Origin of the sequence: Tenacibaculum discolor, assembly GCF_003664185.1 — a bacterium.
Lineage (GTDB): Bacteria > Bacteroidota > Bacteroidia > Flavobacteriales > Flavobacteriaceae > Polaribacter > Polaribacter discolor.
Genome location: NZ_RCCS01000006.1, coordinates 205,455 through 225,277 on the forward strand (window position 1 = coordinate 205,455; position 19,823 = coordinate 225,277).

The following is a 19,823-nucleotide window of genomic DNA, read 5'->3' on the forward strand; positions in this document are numbered from 1 at the left end:
AATGTTAAAAACATAAAATTGCTAACTAAAAACAAACTTAAATGAATCATAAATAAATAGAAAATTTAGAAAGCAAAGCACTATATTTGCACTCGCAAAATTTCAATAAAACAATAGAATGAAAGCTGGAATTGTAGGATTACCAAACGTAGGGAAATCAACCTTATTTAACTGTTTATCTAATGCAAAAGCGCAAAGTGCAAACTTTCCGTTTTGTACCATTGAGCCTAATTTAGGAGTAGTAAACGTACCTGATACTCGTTTAGAAAAGCTAGAAGAACTAGTGAATCCTGAAAGAGTTTTACCTGCAACTGTAGAAATAGTAGATATTGCTGGTTTGGTAAAAGGAGCAAGTAAAGGAGAAGGTTTAGGTAACCAATTCTTAGCTAATATTCGCGAAACAGATGCTATTTTACATGTATTACGTTGTTTTGATAACGATAATATAGTACACGTTGATGGTTCTGTTGATCCTATAAGAGATAAGGAAACTATTGATATTGAACTTCAATTAAAAGATTTAGAAACAGTTCAAAAACGTTTAGAGCGTGTAAAAAGAACTGCTAAAACTGGTAATAAGGAGGCTCAAGTAGAGTTAGAAATCTTATTAAAGGTTGAAGCAACATTACTAGAAGGAAAATCTGTTCGTTCTATAGAGTTTACAGAAAAAGAAGAGGAATTTGTAAAGCCTTTACAGTTTATTACTGCAAAACCTGTTTTATATGTTTGTAATGTAGATGAAGGTTCAGCAGTTTCAGGAAATGCCTATGTTGATAAAGTAAAAGAAGCTGTAGCACATGAAAATGCTGAAGTTATTGTATTAGCTGTAGGAACAGAAGCAGATATTACAGAATTAGATGATTATGAAGAGCGTCAAATGTTCTTAGCTGACATAGGATTAGAAGAAGCGGGTGTTTCTCGTTTAGTTCGTTCGGCTTATAAATTATTGAACTTACAAACTTATTTTACTGCAGGTGTAAAAGAAGTGAGAGCTTGGACAATTCCTGTAGGAGCAACTGCACCACAAGCAGCAGGAGTTATTCACACAGACTTTGAAAAAGGATTTATTCGTGCTGAAACAATTGGTTATGATGATTATGTAGCGTTTGGTAGTGAAGCTAAAGTAAAAGAAGCTGGTAAAATGAGAGTAGAAGGAAAAGAGTACATAGTTAAAGATGGTGATATCATGCATTTTAGATTTAACGTGTAATTTTTTTTAAAGAATAAAGCATAAACTCCACTAATTTTTAGTGGAGTTTTTTTGTACCTTAGAAGTTTAAAATCGCTTATAATGCAAATAGAAAAACAAACATTTCAGTTTTTAAAAGACTTAAAAGAAAATAATAATCGAGATTGGTTTACAGAGCATAAAAAAGACTTTACTGAAGCCCAAAATAATGCGAAAGAAGTGTACAAGACTATTCAAGAAAACTTAAATAAGCATGATGAGATTGATAAGTTTAAGTTGTTTAGAATTTACAGGGATGTCCGTTTTTCAAAAGATAAAACACCTTATAAAACGCATTTTGGAGGTTCTTTTCATAGAAAAAAGCCAGAATTAAGAGGTGGGTATTATTTACATATTTGTCCTGGAGATAGTTTTGTTGCTGGTGGATTCTGGGAACCAAACAAAGAGGATCTTTTACGTATTCGTAAAGAATTTGAAGTAGATGCTTCTGAAATTAGAGAGATTTTAAAAGAAAAGAACTATGTACAACATTTTGGAGGTAAACTAGAAGGAGATGAGCTTAAAACTGCTCCTAAAGGATTTGATAAACAGCATCCAGATATCGATTTGATTCGTAAAAAAGGTTATATAGCTATTCAGCGTTTTTCTGATAAAGAAGTGTTAGCACCAGACTTTTTAACAAAGGTAGATGGTGCTTTTAAAGCTTTGCGTCCGTTTTTTAATTACATGAGTGATGTGTTAACCACAAACTTAAATGGAGAAAGTATTTTAGATTAATTCAGATGTAATCTAACTTCTCTTTTTAAATAAGCATAGGTAAGTACAGTAGATAAAACATCAGCTATAGGAAAAGACATCCAAACACCATTTACACCATAAAATTTAGGAAGTATATACACTAAAGGAATTAAAAAGATTCCTTGTTTTAAGAGTGTTAACAATAGCGCAGGTAAAGCTTTGCCTGCCGCTTGAAAGTATGCAGACCCAATTAATTGAGTAGTAATTACAGGAGTTGCTAAAAAAGCTATAATTAATGCATTAGGAGTAAGGTTTAATAACTTTTCGTCTTCTGTAAAGATACCAACCAACTCATTAGGAAATAACATTATCATAATAAAAATTAAAACAGCAATACCAGTACCATAAAGTATGGATGTTTTTATAGCTTCCTTAACTCTCTTTGTATTGTTAGCTCCATAATTGTATCCAGCAATAGGTAAAAAGCCTTGTGTTACTCCTAAAACAGGGAACAAAGCAAATAACATAACTCTATTAATAATACCATAGATTGCTATTGAAATTTCACCTCCGTACTTAAAAAGAGAATAATTTAAAATAATGGTCAAAATACTTATTGTTCCTTGTCTTACTACAGTTATTCCTCCTAAAGAAATAATCTCTTTTACAATAGAAAAATTCAATTTAAAATACTTTGGAATAATTTTTAATTCAGTTCTTTTTGAAATAAAAAACCATAAAATGAATAATCCACTTACTGCATATGAAATAGAAGTAGCTAAACCAGCTCCATACATTCCCAGATTCATAAACTTAATGAAAATAACATCTAAAAAAATATTAGCAATTGCAGGAAATAACATGGTGAGCATGGCATAATTAGGTTTCCCAACTGCTCTAACAACAGGATTACCCATCATAGCAAAAGCTAAAAACGGAACTCCCCAAACAATTACATTAAAATACTCAGTAGCGGGTGTTATAATGTCTCCATTGGCTCCAAAAAGCCTTAAAATAGGAGTGCTGAAAAACGTTCCTAACAATACAAATAAAATAGATAATGCAATAGTTAATGAAATTTGATTTCCAAAAACCTCAAATGCTTTATCATCTTTGTTAGCTCCTAATGCTCTAGAAATTATAGAGCTACCTCCAATTCCAACTCCCATACCTATTGATGATATTAAAAAAGCTATGGGTAATACTACGGTAATTGCTGCGATAGCGAGTACGCCAATCCATCTACCAACAAAAATGGTATCAACAATCATATTAATCGACATTACTAGAATTCCAATAGAAGCAGGGATAGCTTGTTTTAAAATAAGTTGACTGATACTTTTAGTACCTAAGTCGTTGGCGATTTTATTCATGTTGACTAAATTAGTGTGAATTATCCATCAAAAATAAAAACAGCGTTAGATTTAAGTAATAATTAACATCAATCCTGTAAGTTTGCTTTATGAATTTATTTGAACAAAAACATATCGTAACTCCAGAAGAGATAGATGAATATAACCATGTAAATAATGTAGTGTATGTACAATGGATGCAAAATATTTCTGATGCTCATTGGAAAGAACTTTCTAAAAATGTTAAAAACATCGACTATGTTTGGTTTGTTATTCGTCATGAAGTTGATTATAAAAATCAAGCCGTATTAGGGGACGAAGTTACGCTTAGAACATGGGTTGGTAAAACAGAAGGGATAAGATCTGTTCGTCATTTTGAAATGTACAGAGGTGAAACTTTATTAGTAAAATCTCAAACTACTTTTTGTTTGTTAGATGCTAATACCAAAAAACCTAAAAGAATTACGAAAGAAGTAACAAACTTATTGTTACCGTAAAAGAAACAATATCTTTGCACTTATAAATTTATAGAATGACAACATTTACCGCATTAGGAGTACGAAAAGAATATGTTAAGGGATTGAAAGAGTTAGGAATAACAACTCCTACTGAAGTACAAAAAGAAGCAATACCTTATTTACTTGAGAATAATTCAGATTTTATAGGGTTAGCACAGACTGGAACAGGTAAAACAGCTGCTTATGGTCTACCTATTTTGCATAAAATAGATGCTTCAAAAGACAATGTTCAAGCGTTAATTTTATCACCTACAAGAGAACTGGTACAACAGATAAAGAAACAACTATTTAAGTTTACAAAATATGTTGATAATAAAATTTTTGTAGAAGCTGTTTACGGTGGTGAAAAGATTGAACGTCAAATCAACAATTTAAAGAGAACCACACATATTATTGTGGCAACTCCAGGACGTTTGATTGATTTAATAGAAAGAGGTGATGTAGATTTAAAAAATATTAAAACCTTAGTACTTGATGAGGCAGATGAAATGCTTAGCATGGGGTTTAAATTAGAGTTAAATCGTATTTTAAAATACACTTCAGGTACTCGTAAAACATGGTTGTTTTCAGCAACAATGCCTGATGAAATACGAAGTATTATAAAAAAATACATGAATGCTTCAGCAAAACAAGTTGAAGTAAACAAAAATGTATTGGTGAATGCCAATATAACACATCAATTCGTAACAACTACCATTCCTGAAAAAACAGATGTTATTATTAAGTTTTTAGAAAAAAGACATACTGAAAGAGGTATAATTTTCTCAAGAACTAAAGCAGGTGCTCAAAAGCTAACAAAAGAATTAAAAGAAGAAGGCTTTTCGGTAGAGGCTTTAGAAGGAGATATGCAGCAAAAAGAGCGTGATAAGGTAATGCGTGCTTTTAAAAATGGAAATCTTCAAGTATTGGTGTCTACAGATGTTTCTGCAAGGGGAATAGATGTTCAAAACTTAGCTTTTGTTATTCATCATCAATTACCAGAGCAATTGGAATATTATACACACCGAAGCGGTAGAACAGCAAGAGCAGGAAAAAGGGGAGTTTCATTAGCATTAATTCTTCAAAATGAAAGAAGTCGTTTAGCTGAAGTTGAAAGAATATTACAAATACAATTTTCTGAAATATCAATATAAATGGATGTAATTTACGCCATAGACATTGCTGGAACTTTTGCTTTTGCTATTAGTGGTGCATTAGTTGCTATTAGAAAAAAGTTTGATGTTTTTGGAGTCATTATCATAGCTTTTGTTACTGCCGTAGGAGGCGGAATGACAAGAGATGTGCTTATTAACGCGCATCCTATAAACTGGATTGGAGATATTAACTATATCTGGACAATATTAATAGCTGTTGCAGCAACTTTTTTATTTCGAAGTAAAATAGCACCGTTAAGAAGAACAATGTTTCTATTCGATACTATTGGTATAAGTGTGTTTACGTTATTAGGTGTTCAAAAAGGAATAAATTTTAATCTACATCCGTTTGTAGCCTTAGTAATGGGGATGTCTTCAGCAGTAATGGGAGGTGTAATTAGGGATGTGCTAACAAATGAAATTCCGTTAATTTTTCATAGAGAAATATATGCATCAGCCTGTTTATCGGGAGGAATTGTATACCTACTTTTATATCCTTTAAACATGAATGAAGATGTACTGTTTGTTATTTCTGCAGGAATAATTATTCTTGTAAGAACAATTGCCGTACAGTATAAATTAGAGCTTCCTCGTATTAAAAAGGATGTTTTTGGTAAATAAAAGAATATGAAAAAATTAGTTTTTGAAAACTTAAAAGAACTTTCTAATATAGAAGGAAAACAATTACCAGTAGGAGAGTGGTATACCGTAACTCAACAAATGATTAATGATTTTGCGAATGCCACATTAGATAAACAGTGGATTCACATTGATGAAGAAAAAGCAGCTAAATATTCTCCAACAAAAACAACGATAGCACACGGATTTATGTCTGTTTCTATGTTATCGGAACTGATTTCTAAACAATTTGAAGTAAAAAGTGTAACTATGGGGTTAAACTACGGATTGAATAAAGTTCGTTTCCCAAACCCTGTACCTGTAAATAGTGAATTACGTTTAATTAGTGCTGTTAAACTAATAGAAGATTTTCAGAATGGTAAAAAGCTAACCTTTGATTGCACAATAGAAATAAAAGGCCAAGAAAAACCTGCTTGTGTTGCTGAATTTATTTTTGTTCTATTTGAATAAAAAAAATGCTGTCCTTTTCAAGACAGCATTTAAATTATATATTTTTAGGGTTACGACAACCAGCCTTTGGCTATTGTTTTTTTAGAATACATCAATAAAAATACACCTATAACAATTACCATTATAGGCATTATAACACTTCCTGGTCCATATACTTCAGCTGCTCTACTCATAAATAAGTTATACGACATTTGAACAATAATAGCTATTAATGAAATTAAAAACATAGGTCTTGCTAACTTTTTTCTCATTAGTAAAAAAGCACTACCTATTAATCCGCCAAAAACAGCAATAGCAAAAGCAGCAGTAACCCATGAAGGAATATTATCATATAAAGCTCTTTCTGCTTCAGGTAAAGCAGCTTTAACTTCATCTGTCATGTAAGCCATTCCTAAATATTGCATAACACCTAGCCCATTCCAAACTAAGGCTGCAACACCAATAATCCAAAAAAGTGTAGTGGGTTTGTTTGAATCTGTCATAAAAATAGTTTTTTAGTTAGTTACTGATAAATGTAGTTATAAATAACTCAAAATACAAAACTCACTGTAAATCAGTCAGTAGAGTAGTAGATAAGTGAAAGTGGTAAATTTGTCTTCTTAAAATAATGTTAAAGACATATGGTAATTGTAACGACAATAGAAAATAATCGTCATATAAGCATATAATTACTTAACAGTAATGTTTAGTGATTAGTTAGTTTTTAATAGTTGATTGAAAGGAAAGGCTCGAGATATTATCCCGAGCCTTTTTTAATATACTTTATTTTTAAAAAGATTATTTTCTTTCTAAAAGAGCCATGTAAAACCCATCGAAACCAGATTTATGCGACAATACCTTTTCGTCTTTTACAAATTTAAAATCTTTTCCTGCATCAGAAGCTAAAAAGAATTCAACTTGTTGTTGATTTTCAGATGGTAATACCGAACAAGTAGCATATACCATTTTTCCTCCTGGCTTTACCATTTTAGAGTATTGTTGTAATACTTCTTGCTGAGTACCACGAATTTTATCTAAAAACTCAGGTTGTAATTTCCATTTACTATCAGGATTTCTTCTAATAACTCCTAAACCAGAACATGGAGCATCAATTAATACTCTATCAGCTTTTCCTTGTAACTTCTTAATAACCTTTGTAGAATCAATTACACGAGTATCAATATTATGAGCTCCGTTTCTACGAGCACGAACTTTTAGTTTTTTCAATTTACTTTCGTAAATATCCATTGCTATAATTTGCCCTTTGTTTTTCATTAACGAAGCTAAGTGTAATGTTTTACCACCAGCACCAGCACATGTATCTACCACTTTCATACCAGGTTCAACATCTAAATAAGCAGCTACTAATTGTGAAGATGCATCTTGAACTTCAAAAAAACCTTTTTTAAAGGCTTCTGTTTTAAAAACATTCGCTCTTTCTACTAATTTTAAAGCATCATCATATCCTTTGATAAACTCTGTATCAATTCCTTCAGAAGCTAATTGTTTTTGTAAATGAGCTTTGGTTGTATTTAAGGTATTTGTACGTAAAATAACCTCTGCTTGTTTATTTAAAGCAGCTATTTCTTTCGTCCAAACTTCTTCTCCTAACTCTTGAACCCCAACTTCATCAATCCAATCAGGAATAGATTCTCTAAACTTTCTTATCTTTAATAACTCATCAAACTTACCTTTAATTCTTCTTGTAGGAGTAGGTTCTATCTGGTTCCAATCTGGTAATTGAATTCCTTTTAACACACACCAAACAGCAAATAATCGCCATAAATCAGGACGAGAATAAGGTGCTTTTACATTTGCTATTTCTGCATATAATCGTTTCCAACGAACCACATCATAAATAGTTTCAGCAACAAACTTTCTATCACGTGCTCCCCAACGTTTATCTCTCTTCAAAGCTTTTTCAACAGCTTTATCTGCATATACATCTTCATTAAAAATATCGCGTAAGCTATCAATAACCGCGAAAACTAAATTTCTATGTAATCTCATTTGATGAATTTAAGAGTGCAAAGATAGTTGATTTTAATGGCTTTTTGTATTTTCGTTCTTAATGAATTTAAATAACCCCGTAACATATATAAAAGGAATTAGTGTTGCTAGAGCAGAGTTGTTATTTACCGAGTTAGGTATTAAAACTTGTAACGATTTATTGCACCTTTTTCCGTTTAGATATATCGATAAAACACAGTTTTATACGATTAATCAGTTGCAACAAAACTCTGCTGAAGTACAAATAGTAGGTAAGATTACAGGCGTAAAAACCGTAAAACAAAAAAGAGGTAGTAGGTTAGTGGCTACTTTTTCTGACACTACAGGTACCATGGAATTGGTTTGGTTTAAAGGGGCTAAATGGATTAAAGATAGTTTAAAAGTAAATGTTCCATATGTTATTTATGGAAAATTAAATTGGTATAATGGCACTCCTAATATGCCACATCCAGAAATGGAAACAGTAAAAGAATACAAAAGCAAGCTACAAATGGCTATGCAACCAGTATATCCTTCTACTGAAAAACTAAGCACTAAAGGAATAAGTAACAAGGTCATGCGTACGATGATTCAAAACTTGTTTCAGCAAGCTTATAATGATATTGAAGAAACTTTTCCTGCTTATTTTATTGAAGAACATCAATTTTTAGGTAAAAAAGAATCACTTTTAAATATTCACTTTCCTAAGAATCAAGAACTACTAGCAAAGGCTCAATATCGATTAAAGTTTGAAGAGTTATTTTTTATTCAATTACAATTACTACAGAAAAAACTCATCCGAAAATCAAAACTAAAAGGATTCGTTTTTGAACAGGTAGGAGAGGAGTTTACCAATTTTTATAACAATCACTTGCCCTTTGACTTAACAGGGGCTCAAAAACGAGTATTGAAAGAGATTCGTAAAGATGTTGGCTCTGGAGCACACATGAATCGATTATTGCAAGGGGATGTAGGTTCTGGGAAAACGATTGTAGCATTATTGACTATGTTGTTGGCCATTGATAATGGTTATCAAGCTACAATTATGGCTCCCACCGAAATTCTTGCAACACAACATTATAATGGGATAATAGAATTATTAGAGAAAACTGATATTAAAGTTGAATTATTAACAGGGTCTACCAAAACAAAAAAGCGTAGAGAAATTCATGAAAGTTTAGAAGATGGTTCGCTACATATCCTGATAGGAACACATGCTATTTTAGAAGATAAAGTACAATTTAAAAACCTAGGTATTGCTATTATTGATGAGCAACATCGTTTTGGAGTTGCACAGAGAAGAAAGTTATGGGAAAAAGGAAGCCCAACCCCAGCCCTTCCCAAAGGGAAGGGAGAAGAAGTTCGTAAAAAATATATGACAGCTCGTCCTTCAACATATAAACTTTTAAAAGAACTACAAGAACAACGTAAAAAACAGACAACACCTGCTGAGCGAGTTTTATGGGAAAGTTTAAAAACAAAACAATTAAGCTATAAATTTAGAAGACAACATATTATTGATGAATTTATAGTTGATTTTGTTTGTTTAGAGAAAAAACTCATAGTTGAAGTAGATGGGAAATATCATGAAACTCCTGAACAAGAAGAAGCAGACAATTTGCGTACAGAAATTTTAACTGATTTTGGATATAAGGTAATTAGATTTACCAACGAAGAAGTTATTGGCAACATTGATAATGTTCTAGAAAACATAAAAGAAACTTTAAAAAGCCTCCCCTCAGGGGAGGTTGGAGGGGCTGTTATTCCTCCACATATTTTAGTTATGACTGCAACGCCTATACCAAGAACATTGGCAATGTCCGTTTATGGTGATTTAGATATTTCTGTAATTGATGAACTGCCTCCAGGACGTAAAGAAATAAAAACTGTACACCGCTATGATAGTAATCGTTTAGGGGTTTTTAAGTTTTTGAAAGATGAAATAGCTAAAGGAAGACAAGCATATGTAGTATATCCATTAATTCAAGAGTCTGAAGCAATGGATTACAAAGACTTAATGGATGGTTATGAGAGTATTTCTCGGGAGTTCCCTTCTCCTAAATATCAAATAAGTATTGTTCATGGACAAATGAAACCTGCTGATAAGGATTATGAAATGGAGCGATTTGCCAAAGGAGATACTCAAATTATGGTAGCTACTACAGTTATTGAAGTGGGAGTAAATGTGCCTAATGCTTCTGTAATGGTTATAGAGAGTGCAGAACGTTTTGGATTAAGTCAGTTGCATCAATTACGAGGTAGAGTAGGGCGTGGTGCAGAACAGAGCTACTGTATTTTATTATCGAGTTATAAATTATCTTCTGACGGAAAAACTCGTTTACAAACAATGGTAGAAACTACAGATGGATTTAAAATTGCCGAAGTAGATTTAAAACTTCGTGGTCCAGGAAATATTATGGGAACACAACAAAGTGGAGTCTTAAACCTTAAAATAGCGGATGTTGTTAAGGATAGTCCAATATTACATATAGCTCGTAAAGCTGCTATAAATTTACTTCAAGAAGATCCTAATTTATCAGAAACAAAAAATTCCAGCTTGCTGAAAGCTTATGAAAAGCTTAGAAAGACAAGTGGAATTTGGAGTAATATAAGTTAGAATTAAGTACTAGCTAGTAGTACTTAACTCTTCTTCTTCGTTGTCGCTTTTATTAAGCCTAAGTATTATATATCCTATTATTGCAGAAATAAGAGAACCTAAAAGTACACCAATTTTGGCAGATCCTAAAAATTCAGGGCTCTTAGCAAAAGCTAAACTAGCAATGAATATTGCCATAGTGAACCCGATTCCTGCTAAAAATGATACACCAACAATGTGCTGACCATTTATTTCTTTAGGAACTTCAATTATTTTAAGCTTTTTAACTGTGGTAATAACTGTGGTGATTCCAATACTATTCCCTAGAACTAAACATAAAGCTATGTGTATTATTAAGGAAGAGTCTAAATGCGCATTACTATCCATTATTAAAACCCCTGCATTAGCTAAAGCAAAAACAGGAATAATTGCATACGCTACTATATCGTGTAATTTATGTTCTAAAAGTTGAAGAGGAGATTGGTAATCTTCTATCCAGTGATCTAAGTTATCTATTTCATTAATTTGCTCTTTTGACAATATTGGTTTAGGTGAAACCTTCGCTTTTTTAATATTATCCATTATCTGAGACAAATTAGCTAAAAACTCAGGGGTATGTGCTTTTTGTCTAATCGGTACAGCAAAAGCCATTAATATACCTGCAACCGTTGGGTGTATTCCTGCTTTTAAAAATAAAACCCAAATAACTGCACCAAACATAAAAGTTACGTAGTGAGAATAAAAACCTTTATGAGCAATAAAATAAAGAAAAGCTAATAAACCTATAGCGATAGATATCAATGTAATATCTATACTAGTACTGTAAAATAAAGCGATTACTAAAACAGCCCCTATATCATCAACAATAGCAAAAGCAGTTAAAAATACTTTTAAACTTAGTGGTATTCTTTTACCTAAAGTATTTAAAACAGCTAAAGAAAAGGCAATATCTGTAGCCATTGGAACCCCCCAACCATGTGCTGTTTCCGGGTCTTCATTTAAAAGAATAAAAAACAAAACAGGAAATAACATTCCACCTACTGCTCCAAAAAGAGGAAACGCTAGCTTTTTAGTAGAGTTTAATTCACCTATTAAGAATTCTCTTTTAATTTCTAACCCAATTAAAAAGAAAAATACAGCCATTAACCCATCGTTAATCCAAAGTATTAAAGGTTTGTATAATTCAAGGTGTTCAGACTTAAAACCTATTTTATAGTCCCATAAAGCACTGTAACTGTCTCTAAAAGGAGAGTTTGCCCAAATGAGGGCCAATAAAGTAGCTCCTAATAATAAAACACCACTAGCACTTTCAGTTTTTAAAAATTTTTTAAATGGAGATGCTATACTCTTTTTATTCATGTTTGTATATAGATTGTAACTTGCTTTTTTAACTTGAAAAAAAGCAAGGATATTAATTTTTTTGTTTCAGAAAGCGAAGATAATTCATCAAACTTTAACGAAAAGTTAAATTTTTAAAACTTTTTAACACTTAAGAAGGAAAAACGATACGAAATACCCAAATTTATTTGAGTACTACTTAAATTTCCTCCTCTAGCTTTTACATAACCCGCTCCTAATCTTAAATTTAAGTTATTAGTAAGTTTTTGATTAACTCCAATACTAGGTTTAACAATTAATCCTTGCCCTGTACTAATACCACCACCACCAGCTGCACCTCCTAAAACTTGTGCAAAAAATGAGGTTTTTCCATTAAAGAAGTCATTTGTTTGAACTCCTAAACCTACAATTCCTTCTGCATAAGCTCCTGCATTACCAAAGTTAGCAAAAGAAGTTTGACCTGCCGCATATAAATATTTATTTAAGAAAAAATTTAATTGCAGTGATATTTGATGCATATCTTGATCAAAATCACCATCTCTAGCAGCATCCAAGTATAAATCTTGTTTAATAACTGCGTCAAACCCTTTGAATTTTCCTTCTGAAAATTCTCTTTCATCTGGTAAAATACCATCTCTATCCATATAATACTTCAATCCTAGACCAAAAGTTGAAGACACAAAGTGAGAATCAGGACTCATTAAGTATCCTTTATTGATTGATGCATATACATTATCAAATAATTTTTGCTCTAAAGAGAGGTCTGGATAGATTAAAAAACCTCCTTTAGTATCTACTCCGCCACCGCCACCGGCACCTACTCCAAATTTAGCTAAAATATTTGTACGATTCTTATTCATTGACAAATGATAACCTCCACCAAGGAAAACATCCATATAACCTGCTTTAATTCCATGATAAGCACCATCTGCTTTAACGAAAAAGAAAAAATCATCTGTAAGATAAGAATTTAATTCAAAACCTGCTAAACGTATTGTGTTTCCTTTATAAGAACCTTTTGTTACTTTAGCATTGTTTAGATGAACTAATAATGAAATTCTATTGCTTAAAGAGTTCCATGAAGTATTTTTTAAATCTTCTACAGAAAAAGTAGTTTCTCTATTTTTAAATCTAGCTGTTTCAAAAGATAGAGGGATTTGTACAGCCACATTGAGTTGGCTACTGTTAATAGTTCCTCCATCAAAAAAGTCAACATAGCTATATCCTGCAGTTGCAGAAAAATGTTTAAAGTCGTACCCTAAGTTAAGATGGGGTAATATAAATGCACCACCACCATCAGGAGCAGAAGCACCACCGCCGCCACCAAAATGAAGTCCAGCATCAATAAAAAGTTTATCAGTTATTTTTTGTTGAATTCCTGCATTTACACCCAAAGTAAAAAAACCTCCTCTAATACCTCCTACAGCTCCATATAGACCAACTCCTGCATAACTCCAATCATTTAATTTTAGGTTATAGTGGAGCCCTGTGTAGTCCATATTTTGTTCTCCGTCAGGCATTTTAATCGATAGAAAATCAATTTGACCAAATCCAAACTGTGTTTTCTTTTCAGGTATAATACTTGTTTGTGCGTAAAAAAAATGAACACTCATTAGTAAACTTACTATGAGTGCTCTTTTAAAAATAATGTTAAGCATTAAATTTTATTTAATTATGTATTTTCTGGCGTTTTCCGTTTATATATGAGGCTACGAATGCATCGTTAAATCCAATTTTAATTAATTCTTTTTGTAAACCTTTAGCTTCATCCAAAGTAGTATATAAACCTAAAGAGTATTTAAAGTAACCATCATTAGTAGTAACTGTTGATGGAATAACTTCTGAAGATAATAATGGATATTTGTTTTCTGAAAGTACTCCAATTTGTACTGAATAAATTGTTTGCCCATTTGTATTTTGCACTACTTCATCAGCCAATGTTTCTGTATTAATATCAGAATTAGAATTAGATGAAACATCACTGTCAGATTCTTCAGCATTTCTAGCTGCTCTAGCTTGAGCTCTATTTATACTATCTAGTACTCTATAAGCTTCTTTCTTTTTTACAGCTTCAATATCAATGTTATTGATAGCGCTACTACCTCCATTAGCATAAAAATAGTATGCAGCACCTAAAGCTAAACCTAATAGAAGTCCCAAGAAAATAGGCAGAGTTTTTGAGCTCTTTTTTAGTGCAGCTAATTCTTCTTGTGTGCTACTTAATTCGCTTTCTGCTTCTTCTCTTTTTAATTTAGCGTTATCTAAGTCTTCGTGCATTAACTTAAACTTCTCTTCTTCTATAAAAGGCATAAGTATTTGGATTAATTAATAATTATTAAAAGCACTAAAGTACAAATCTTTTTTTATACGTGAGTTTTAAAGAATATAATTGGTTTTGTACTCGATTGTTTCTATAAATCATGTGGTGTGGAATATATAGTCATTTTACTATCTCTGCTAAAACCGATAAGGAAAATTCCAAATTCTTTAGCAAAGTCTACAGCTAAAGAAGAACATGCTGAAACTGCAATTATAATTGGGATTTTTGCTAAGAAAGCTTTAGAAACTATTTCGTAAGAAACTCTTCCGCTAACTAACATATAACAGGCTTCCTTTAGTTTGTTTTGATTGATTAAATCACCAACACATTTATCTACAGCATTGTGACGACCGATGTCTTCTTTAATAGTTAATAACTCTTCATTTTTATTAAAAATAGCACAAGCATGGCTACCTCCTGTAGTTTTAAATAAAAACTGTTTGTCGTTCATTTTCAATGAAATACGATTTACAACTTCTACTAACCCTTTAACACCTGTGTTGTTACCGTTTTTTAGAGCTTTACCATTAGTTTTTAAATCTTTTAGTTCTTTTTTTCCACAAATACCACATGAAGAAACTGATAAAAGAGTACGCTTATTTAAATAACCTTTTCCTAATTTTTTTTCAGGAACCTCTATGTTTAGAACTGTAGAAAAGTCTTTTTCTTGTTTAATTATATCTACTTTTACATCATCTTGTTTTTTGTAAATATCTTCAGTATATAATAGACCTCTCACTAACTCTTTATCATTACCAGGAGTTCTCATAACTACTGTATATGGTTCTTTGTTAATGTTTATTTGTAATGGAGCTTCTATAACAAGAGTGTCATCAAATTTCTCTAAAGAATCAGTAGAAAGTTTAATAGATTGGTAGCTTTGTGTCTGTTTCATGATAAAACAAATGTATATAAAAAAGAAAAGCCCTGATGTTAATCAAGGCTTTTAGTATGTTTTATTACCCCTAAACAATAAAACATACTTTTCGATAGGGGCTTCTATCAATTAGGTAAACGATAAATTATAAGTAATAGTATAAATATTAATCGGTTTTTGTGCAATCAATAACTATTAGTTCATTATTTATATTTGTAGTGAAAAAGAGGTAAGAATTTCCACCATCTTTTAACTTAGTTTCTTTTCTAATTTGAGCCACTGTTTTAGGAAAATTACGTGTTGTAATATTTGCTTTTGTCTCTGTTATCTCCTTTTTTATCTTTTTTTTGTTGTAGGAAAATACATTGTTGATTTCAAAAATTCTTCCAGGGAAATCTTTGACTAATTTTTCTGAAGTATATAGGTGAGAATGTTGGTGCAATTTATTTACTTTCTGTTGACTTGCTATTTGATTGAATCCACCAGACTTTAAAATAGCTGAGTTAGGTTCATAAAGATATTTAAATGGCATCGAGTATTCAAATTTAAAATCATTTCCTAGTTTAAAGTCAAAGTACTGATTTTTGCTTTTCAGTATGTTAAGTGTTTTTATTTCAACCAATACTTTATATTCTTTTTTTAACAGAAAGAGAAGCTCTTTTACCTCATTATTTACAGCTACAACATGAATTTCTTTTACAAATTTTAGTTCATTTATGGTTGATGAAATATCTAAAATGGGAGAATTCTTAACAAGAATTGTATCTGACATTTCAAACAGAAAATCTAAATTTTCGGGTACGTTTGGTAAACAATCGCTTAGTAAAAAAACTTTTCCTTTCGTATCATTTCTTCGAGAAGGGTCAATATAAATACAATCAAATTTTTCAGAAGCATTTTTTAAGTACTCTAATCCGTCTGTGGCAACAGTTCTAATATTTGAAACTTCTAATTGCTCATAATTGTATGAAACGATCTCTGAAAGCTCTTCATTTATCTCACAATGTACAACCTTTTTAAATCGTTTAGAAAAAGCATAACAGTCAACACCAAATCCTCCTGTTATATCAATTATTGAATCCCCATTAACTAATTTTGATTTGTATTCAGCTGTTATTTCAGAAGAAGTTTGTTCGATACTTAGTTTAGGTGGATAATAAATGTTTTTTGTTTGAAACCAAGTAGGTAATTTCTTCTCTGATTTTTGTTTTGCTATAACTTGATTGGCTAATTCTTGTACAGAAACGTCTTTAAAGGGACTTCCTTTAAAAATAAATTGTTCGATATTGACTTTTAAGCTATCATTAATATAACTCTGAACCTCAGGATGTAAAATATTGTTATTCAAAAAGAAGTGGTTTTAATTGAGCTTTTAACCGCAATAATACTAATAATTTAACAGTTATAAAGCCTTGTTAATCCTAGATTTTCACTACGTTTGTTTACTTATTATCAAATTAAAGTTAACAAATAATTTATTATGAAAAAAAGTATTTTAATGCTTGCTATGATTTTAGCAACAGCGAGCGCAAGTGCTCAATTTTATGTTTCTGCAGCAGGAGGTTATTCAATTTCTAGTGCAGGAGTACGTTTTGGAACTGAAACAACAGCTGCAGGCGTAGAAAATACCTACGGTAGTTATGGAGAAGGATTACATACTCAGTTAAGAGGAGGGTATTTTTTTAATGATACCTTTGGAGTTGAAGCTTCTTTTGGTTATTTACACGGAGCAGATCAAACTATAAACAAAGTTAATCTAGCAGGTCAACCTGAAATTGATATTTACTCAAGAGGTAGAGCTTACGGTGCATCTGCTTCTTTAATTTATAAGTTTACTAATAACATTTATGGTAGAGTAGGTTTTTTAACAAAAATAGGAGGTAGAACTGAAGCTATTGGAAAAATGCATGGAATTAAATTACCTGCAGGAACTTTACCAGGTGTGCCAGTAGAAACAACTTTAGATGTTGATTTTGTTCATGATTTTAAAGGACGTTTTCCTTTAGGTGCTATTGCAGCAATTGGTTATAAGCATGATTTATCTAAAAATGTAGCTATTTTTGGTGAATTTGAGTATATGGGGATTAGTGTTACTAGAGATACTTCTAAAATGTCTGAGTTTTCAGCTTCTATTAGAGAAAATGGAGCAACATTAAATATCGATCAGGTAAGAGGTATTTTAACAGCAGGAGGGAATTCTGCAGCTGCATTATTTCATGATAATATAGAGTATGTTGATGAGTTACCTTTAGGAAACACAGATACTTCTAAGCAGTTATCTCAAAAAGTACCATATTCTTCTTTCGGAATTAATTTTGGTATTACTTATACTTTCGGTAAATAATATTTTCGAGTTATATAAAAATTAAAAGAGCAGCAATTTTGCTGCTCTTTTTTATTGTTTATGTAAGAAGTGAAACTAATTGTAAGCTTTTACATTTCCCATATCTAATGTCCCGACTGACATTTCGTGCTTAGTTGGTAATACAGCTCCAGATTCTGTTGTAATCCAATCATTCCAAGTAGCTTCCATTCCGCCAGTAGGAATTATAGAAACCCACATTTTATAGCTAGTAGGTCTACCTTTTTCATCTAAAATCCACAAATAAGAATCTCCAGGGGTTGATCCTCCTGTAGTATAAGTAACTAATAAAGCTTCTTTACCTTCGTATTCTACAATTCTACGTTCAATACCGTTTTCAAAAACTTTATATGGGGCTACTAGCCAAAAGCTATCATTATTAAAATAGTCTATGGCTTTTTGAAGTATTTCTTTGTTTTCAACTTCTTTTCCATCAACTAAAACAATACTTTTTTCAGGGCTTTTTGTATATAAGGTTACTTTATTAGAGTCCCAAGATACTTCTACTATATTTTCTTGTTTATCCCACTTATAAAAATGCTTTCCTCTAAAGCTCCACTCTATAAAATGAGTGGTTTTATAAGCTTCATAATTTAACGCTTTAAGCATTTTTGTTGCTAAAGCGTCCGCTTTTGGTCCTTGTTGACCTCTAGGAAGACTCTCATTGTTTTTAAAATAAAAAACAGCTAATACAATAGCTCCAACAAGTAATAATCCTCCTAATATTTTAAATAACTTCTTCATTTTTATTCATTAATTGTTTTATTCCTTTAGCTAACTCATTTGCTGCTGAAGGGTAGTTTCTAAACCAAAGTTCTGGCTCTATTAGTTCTAGTTCTGCAATAGCTAATTTACCACTATTATCAGTAAAAACATCTACTCGTGCATAAATAGGGAGTTCTATGCAGGCTTTTACGGCGTTTTCAGCAAACAAAATTTCATCATCGGTAGGTGTGTAATTGTAAACAGAACCTCCAAAATCATCTTGCACCCTAAAATCACCTGATTTGGCTATTTTTAAAACAGCATGTGTAAACTTACCATTCATAATCATTAACGAAATTTCTCCTTTTTCAACTATGTTGTACTGAAAAGGTTGGATAATCATATCCTCTTTAGCAATTAATGAAGAAAAAATAGTTTCATATTCGTCTATGGTTTCAATATTGATTTTGTAAGTGTGTCTTGCAGCACCTGAAATACAGGGTTTTAAAACAAAATCTTTTAAATTATATTTTTCAGAAATATCATTTAATGTAAACTGAGTTCCTTTATCAATAAAATAGGATTCACAAATATGTATTCCGTTTTGTTGCAAATCTTGTAGGTAGTGTTTGTCTATATTCCAACGAATGATTTTTTCTGAATTTAACAATGTTGTTTGTTTACTTACAACATTTAACCATTTAGAAAATTCTGGAAATCGATCAAAGTAATCCCAAGTAGTTCTAAATAAAATATACTTTGTTGTAGACCAGTCAAAATCTGTATCATCCCAAGAAAGACGAGCTACTTTTAGCCCTTGATTTTCAAGAGCTAATTTTACATAGTTATCTTCATCTAATACGTTTTGAATATAGCGATCAAGCATTTTCGGCTTTATATACCTTTCATCGGTAAGGATAATAACATCGTATTTTTTCATATATGCAATGTAACGCTATTTTTAAAGTTATAAAATGCTTATTTATGCATGTTATAATACTCTATTACGTGATTTGGTATTTGTATATCTTCTTTTAAATTTTCATCAGAAATAGGAGGTAGGGCTATCTGCTTTAAAGGTATTAAACCTGCCCAAATCGGTGAATTATAATCTTCAGGTTCATCATTTACTCCAACATCTCTCACTTTTGCAGAAGCAGTTTCAATTGTCATTTCTACAACTAATGTTCTATCTAATTCTTCAGGTTTCATAGGTCTAATTCCATTCCAACGCCCCTTCATCATATGTTCCATAAAACAGTATAAAGCGGCTTCTTTTTCTTTAGGTTTTTCTATTGTTTTTACTGAACCAAATAATGTAGTAGAACGGTAGTTTACTGAATGATGCAATCCTGAACGCGCTAATACTAATGCATCTAAATGCATTACTGTCATACTCATTTCTCCAGCTTCTAAAAGCGACAATAACATTCTGTTTGCCTGTGAACTATGTAGATAAATTTTATCTTCTTTTCTTCCGTAAGCCATAGGCAAAGAAATTGCTTTTCCTTCATATGTGTAACTTACAAAACCAATAAACCCTGCATCTAAAATAGTATTGATTTTTTCAACATCATAAACTGCTCTATTTTGACCTCTTTTTACTCTATTGATTTTTGATTTTTGATATTCTTTCAT

The 19,823-nt window shown here is 31.4% G+C and carries 19 protein-coding genes; 8 read left to right on the forward strand and 11 right to left on the reverse strand.

What is annotated here, in order from left to right:
* The first annotated feature begins 118 nt into the window (after window positions 1-118).
* Complete coding sequence (gene ychF, locus C8N27_RS07095) at window positions 119-1,210, forward strand: redox-regulated ATPase YchF (RefSeq protein ID WP_121146806.1); 1,092 nt, start codon at window positions 119-121, stop codon at window positions 1,208-1,210.
* 81 nt (window positions 1,211-1,291) lie between these two features.
* Window positions 1,292-1,966, forward strand: a complete 675-nt coding sequence (locus C8N27_RS07100) for a DUF2461 domain-containing protein (protein ID WP_121146807.1) — start codon at window positions 1,292-1,294, stop codon at window positions 1,964-1,966.
* On the opposite strand, the gene C8N27_RS07105 is transcribed toward C8N27_RS07100, so the two are convergent.
* Window positions 1,963-3,300, reverse strand: a complete 1,338-nt coding sequence (locus tag C8N27_RS07105) for an MATE family efflux transporter (RefSeq protein WP_099214431.1) — start codon at window positions 3,298-3,300, stop codon at window positions 1,963-1,965. The two genes, C8N27_RS07100 and C8N27_RS07105, sit on opposite strands and share 4 nt — an antisense overlap.
* A gap of 89 nt (window positions 3,301-3,389) precedes the next feature.
* Between C8N27_RS07105 and C8N27_RS07110 the strand changes: the two genes are divergently transcribed.
* The 4 genes from C8N27_RS07110 to C8N27_RS07125 are packed head-to-tail and all read left to right on the forward strand — an operon-like array spanning window position 3,390 to window position 6,019.
* Window positions 3,390-3,776: an acyl-CoA thioesterase gene (locus tag C8N27_RS07110; RefSeq protein ID WP_121146808.1), complete on the forward strand. Its 387-nt coding sequence runs from the start codon at window positions 3,390-3,392 to the stop codon at window positions 3,774-3,776.
* 35 nt (window positions 3,777-3,811) lie between these two features.
* Window positions 3,812-4,930, forward strand: coding sequence for a DEAD/DEAH box helicase (locus tag C8N27_RS07115; RefSeq protein WP_121146809.1), 1,119 nt, complete (start codon window positions 3,812-3,814; stop codon window positions 4,928-4,930).
* A complete protein-coding gene (locus C8N27_RS07120; RefSeq protein ID WP_121146810.1) occupies window positions 4,931-5,551 on the forward strand; it encodes a trimeric intracellular cation channel family protein in 621 nt (206 codons plus the stop codon).
* Between the two features lie 6 nt (window positions 5,552-5,557).
* Complete coding sequence (locus C8N27_RS07125; protein WP_121146811.1) at window positions 5,558-6,019, forward strand: MaoC family dehydratase; 462 nt, start codon at window positions 5,558-5,560, stop codon at window positions 6,017-6,019.
* A 50-nt stretch (window positions 6,020-6,069) separates the two neighbouring features.
* On the opposite strand, the gene C8N27_RS07130 is transcribed toward C8N27_RS07125, so the two are convergent.
* On the reverse strand, window positions 6,070-6,501 hold the full coding sequence (locus tag C8N27_RS07130; RefSeq protein WP_121146812.1) for a hypothetical protein: 432 nt from the start codon (window positions 6,499-6,501) through the stop codon (window positions 6,070-6,072).
* Between the two features lie 295 nt (window positions 6,502-6,796).
* The gene (locus C8N27_RS07135) at window positions 6,797-8,008 is read right to left on the reverse strand and encodes an RsmB/NOP family class I SAM-dependent RNA methyltransferase (RefSeq protein ID WP_121146813.1); all 1,212 of its coding nucleotides are present in this window, start codon (window positions 8,006-8,008) and stop codon (window positions 6,797-6,799) included.
* Window positions 8,009-8,069: 61 nt separating this feature from the next.
* On the opposite strand from C8N27_RS07135, the gene C8N27_RS07140 reads away from it, so the two are divergent.
* Window positions 8,070-10,604 (forward strand): DUF559 domain-containing protein, encoded by a 2,535-nt coding sequence (locus C8N27_RS07140; RefSeq protein WP_121146814.1) that lies wholly within the window; start codon window positions 8,070-8,072, stop codon window positions 10,602-10,604.
* A 9-nt stretch (window positions 10,605-10,613) separates the two neighbouring features.
* On the opposite strand, the gene nhaA is transcribed toward C8N27_RS07140, so the two are convergent.
* The 5 genes from nhaA to C8N27_RS07165 form a co-directional block, all read right to left on the reverse strand.
* Window positions 10,614-11,942 (reverse strand): Na+/H+ antiporter NhaA, encoded by a 1,329-nt coding sequence (gene nhaA, locus C8N27_RS07145; RefSeq protein ID WP_121146815.1) that lies wholly within the window; start codon window positions 11,940-11,942, stop codon window positions 10,614-10,616.
* Window positions 11,943-12,055: 113 nt separating this feature from the next.
* Window positions 12,056-13,579, reverse strand: a complete 1,524-nt coding sequence (locus C8N27_RS07150) for a hypothetical protein (protein ID WP_121146816.1) — start codon at window positions 13,577-13,579, stop codon at window positions 12,056-12,058.
* A 10-nt stretch (window positions 13,580-13,589) separates the two neighbouring features.
* Complete coding sequence (locus C8N27_RS07155; protein ID WP_099214421.1) at window positions 13,590-14,231, reverse strand: SPOR domain-containing protein; 642 nt, start codon at window positions 14,229-14,231, stop codon at window positions 13,590-13,592.
* 101 nt (window positions 14,232-14,332) lie between these two features.
* A complete protein-coding gene (gene fdhD, locus C8N27_RS07160) occupies window positions 14,333-15,136 on the reverse strand; it encodes a formate dehydrogenase accessory sulfurtransferase FdhD (protein WP_121146817.1) in 804 nt (267 codons plus the stop codon).
* 148 nt (window positions 15,137-15,284) lie between these two features.
* Window positions 15,285-16,466: a class I SAM-dependent methyltransferase gene (locus C8N27_RS07165; protein ID WP_121146818.1), complete on the reverse strand. Its 1,182-nt coding sequence runs from the start codon at window positions 16,464-16,466 to the stop codon at window positions 15,285-15,287.
* Window positions 16,467-16,598: 132 nt separating this feature from the next.
* Here C8N27_RS07165 and C8N27_RS07170 point away from each other — a divergent pair, with 132 nt between their 5' ends.
* Entirely contained in the window at window positions 16,599-17,462 is an 864-nt protein-coding gene (locus C8N27_RS07170; RefSeq protein WP_121146819.1) for an outer membrane beta-barrel protein, read from the forward strand.
* 75 nt (window positions 17,463-17,537) lie between these two features.
* On the opposite strand, the gene C8N27_RS07175 is transcribed toward C8N27_RS07170, so the two are convergent.
* The 3 genes from C8N27_RS07175 to C8N27_RS07185 are packed head-to-tail and all read right to left on the reverse strand — an operon-like array spanning window position 17,538 to window position 19,823.
* Window positions 17,538-18,224 (reverse strand): hypothetical protein, encoded by a 687-nt coding sequence (locus C8N27_RS07175; RefSeq protein WP_121146820.1) that lies wholly within the window; start codon window positions 18,222-18,224, stop codon window positions 17,538-17,540.
* Entirely contained in the window at window positions 18,208-19,125 is a 918-nt protein-coding gene (locus C8N27_RS07180; RefSeq protein ID WP_121146821.1) for an ATP-grasp domain-containing protein, read from the reverse strand. The genes C8N27_RS07175 and C8N27_RS07180 overlap by 17 nt, the downstream gene beginning before the upstream one ends.
* A 38-nt stretch (window positions 19,126-19,163) precedes the next feature.
* Window positions 19,164-19,823, reverse strand: a complete 660-nt coding sequence (locus C8N27_RS07185) for a pyridoxamine 5'-phosphate oxidase family protein (protein WP_121146822.1) — start codon at window positions 19,821-19,823, stop codon at window positions 19,164-19,166.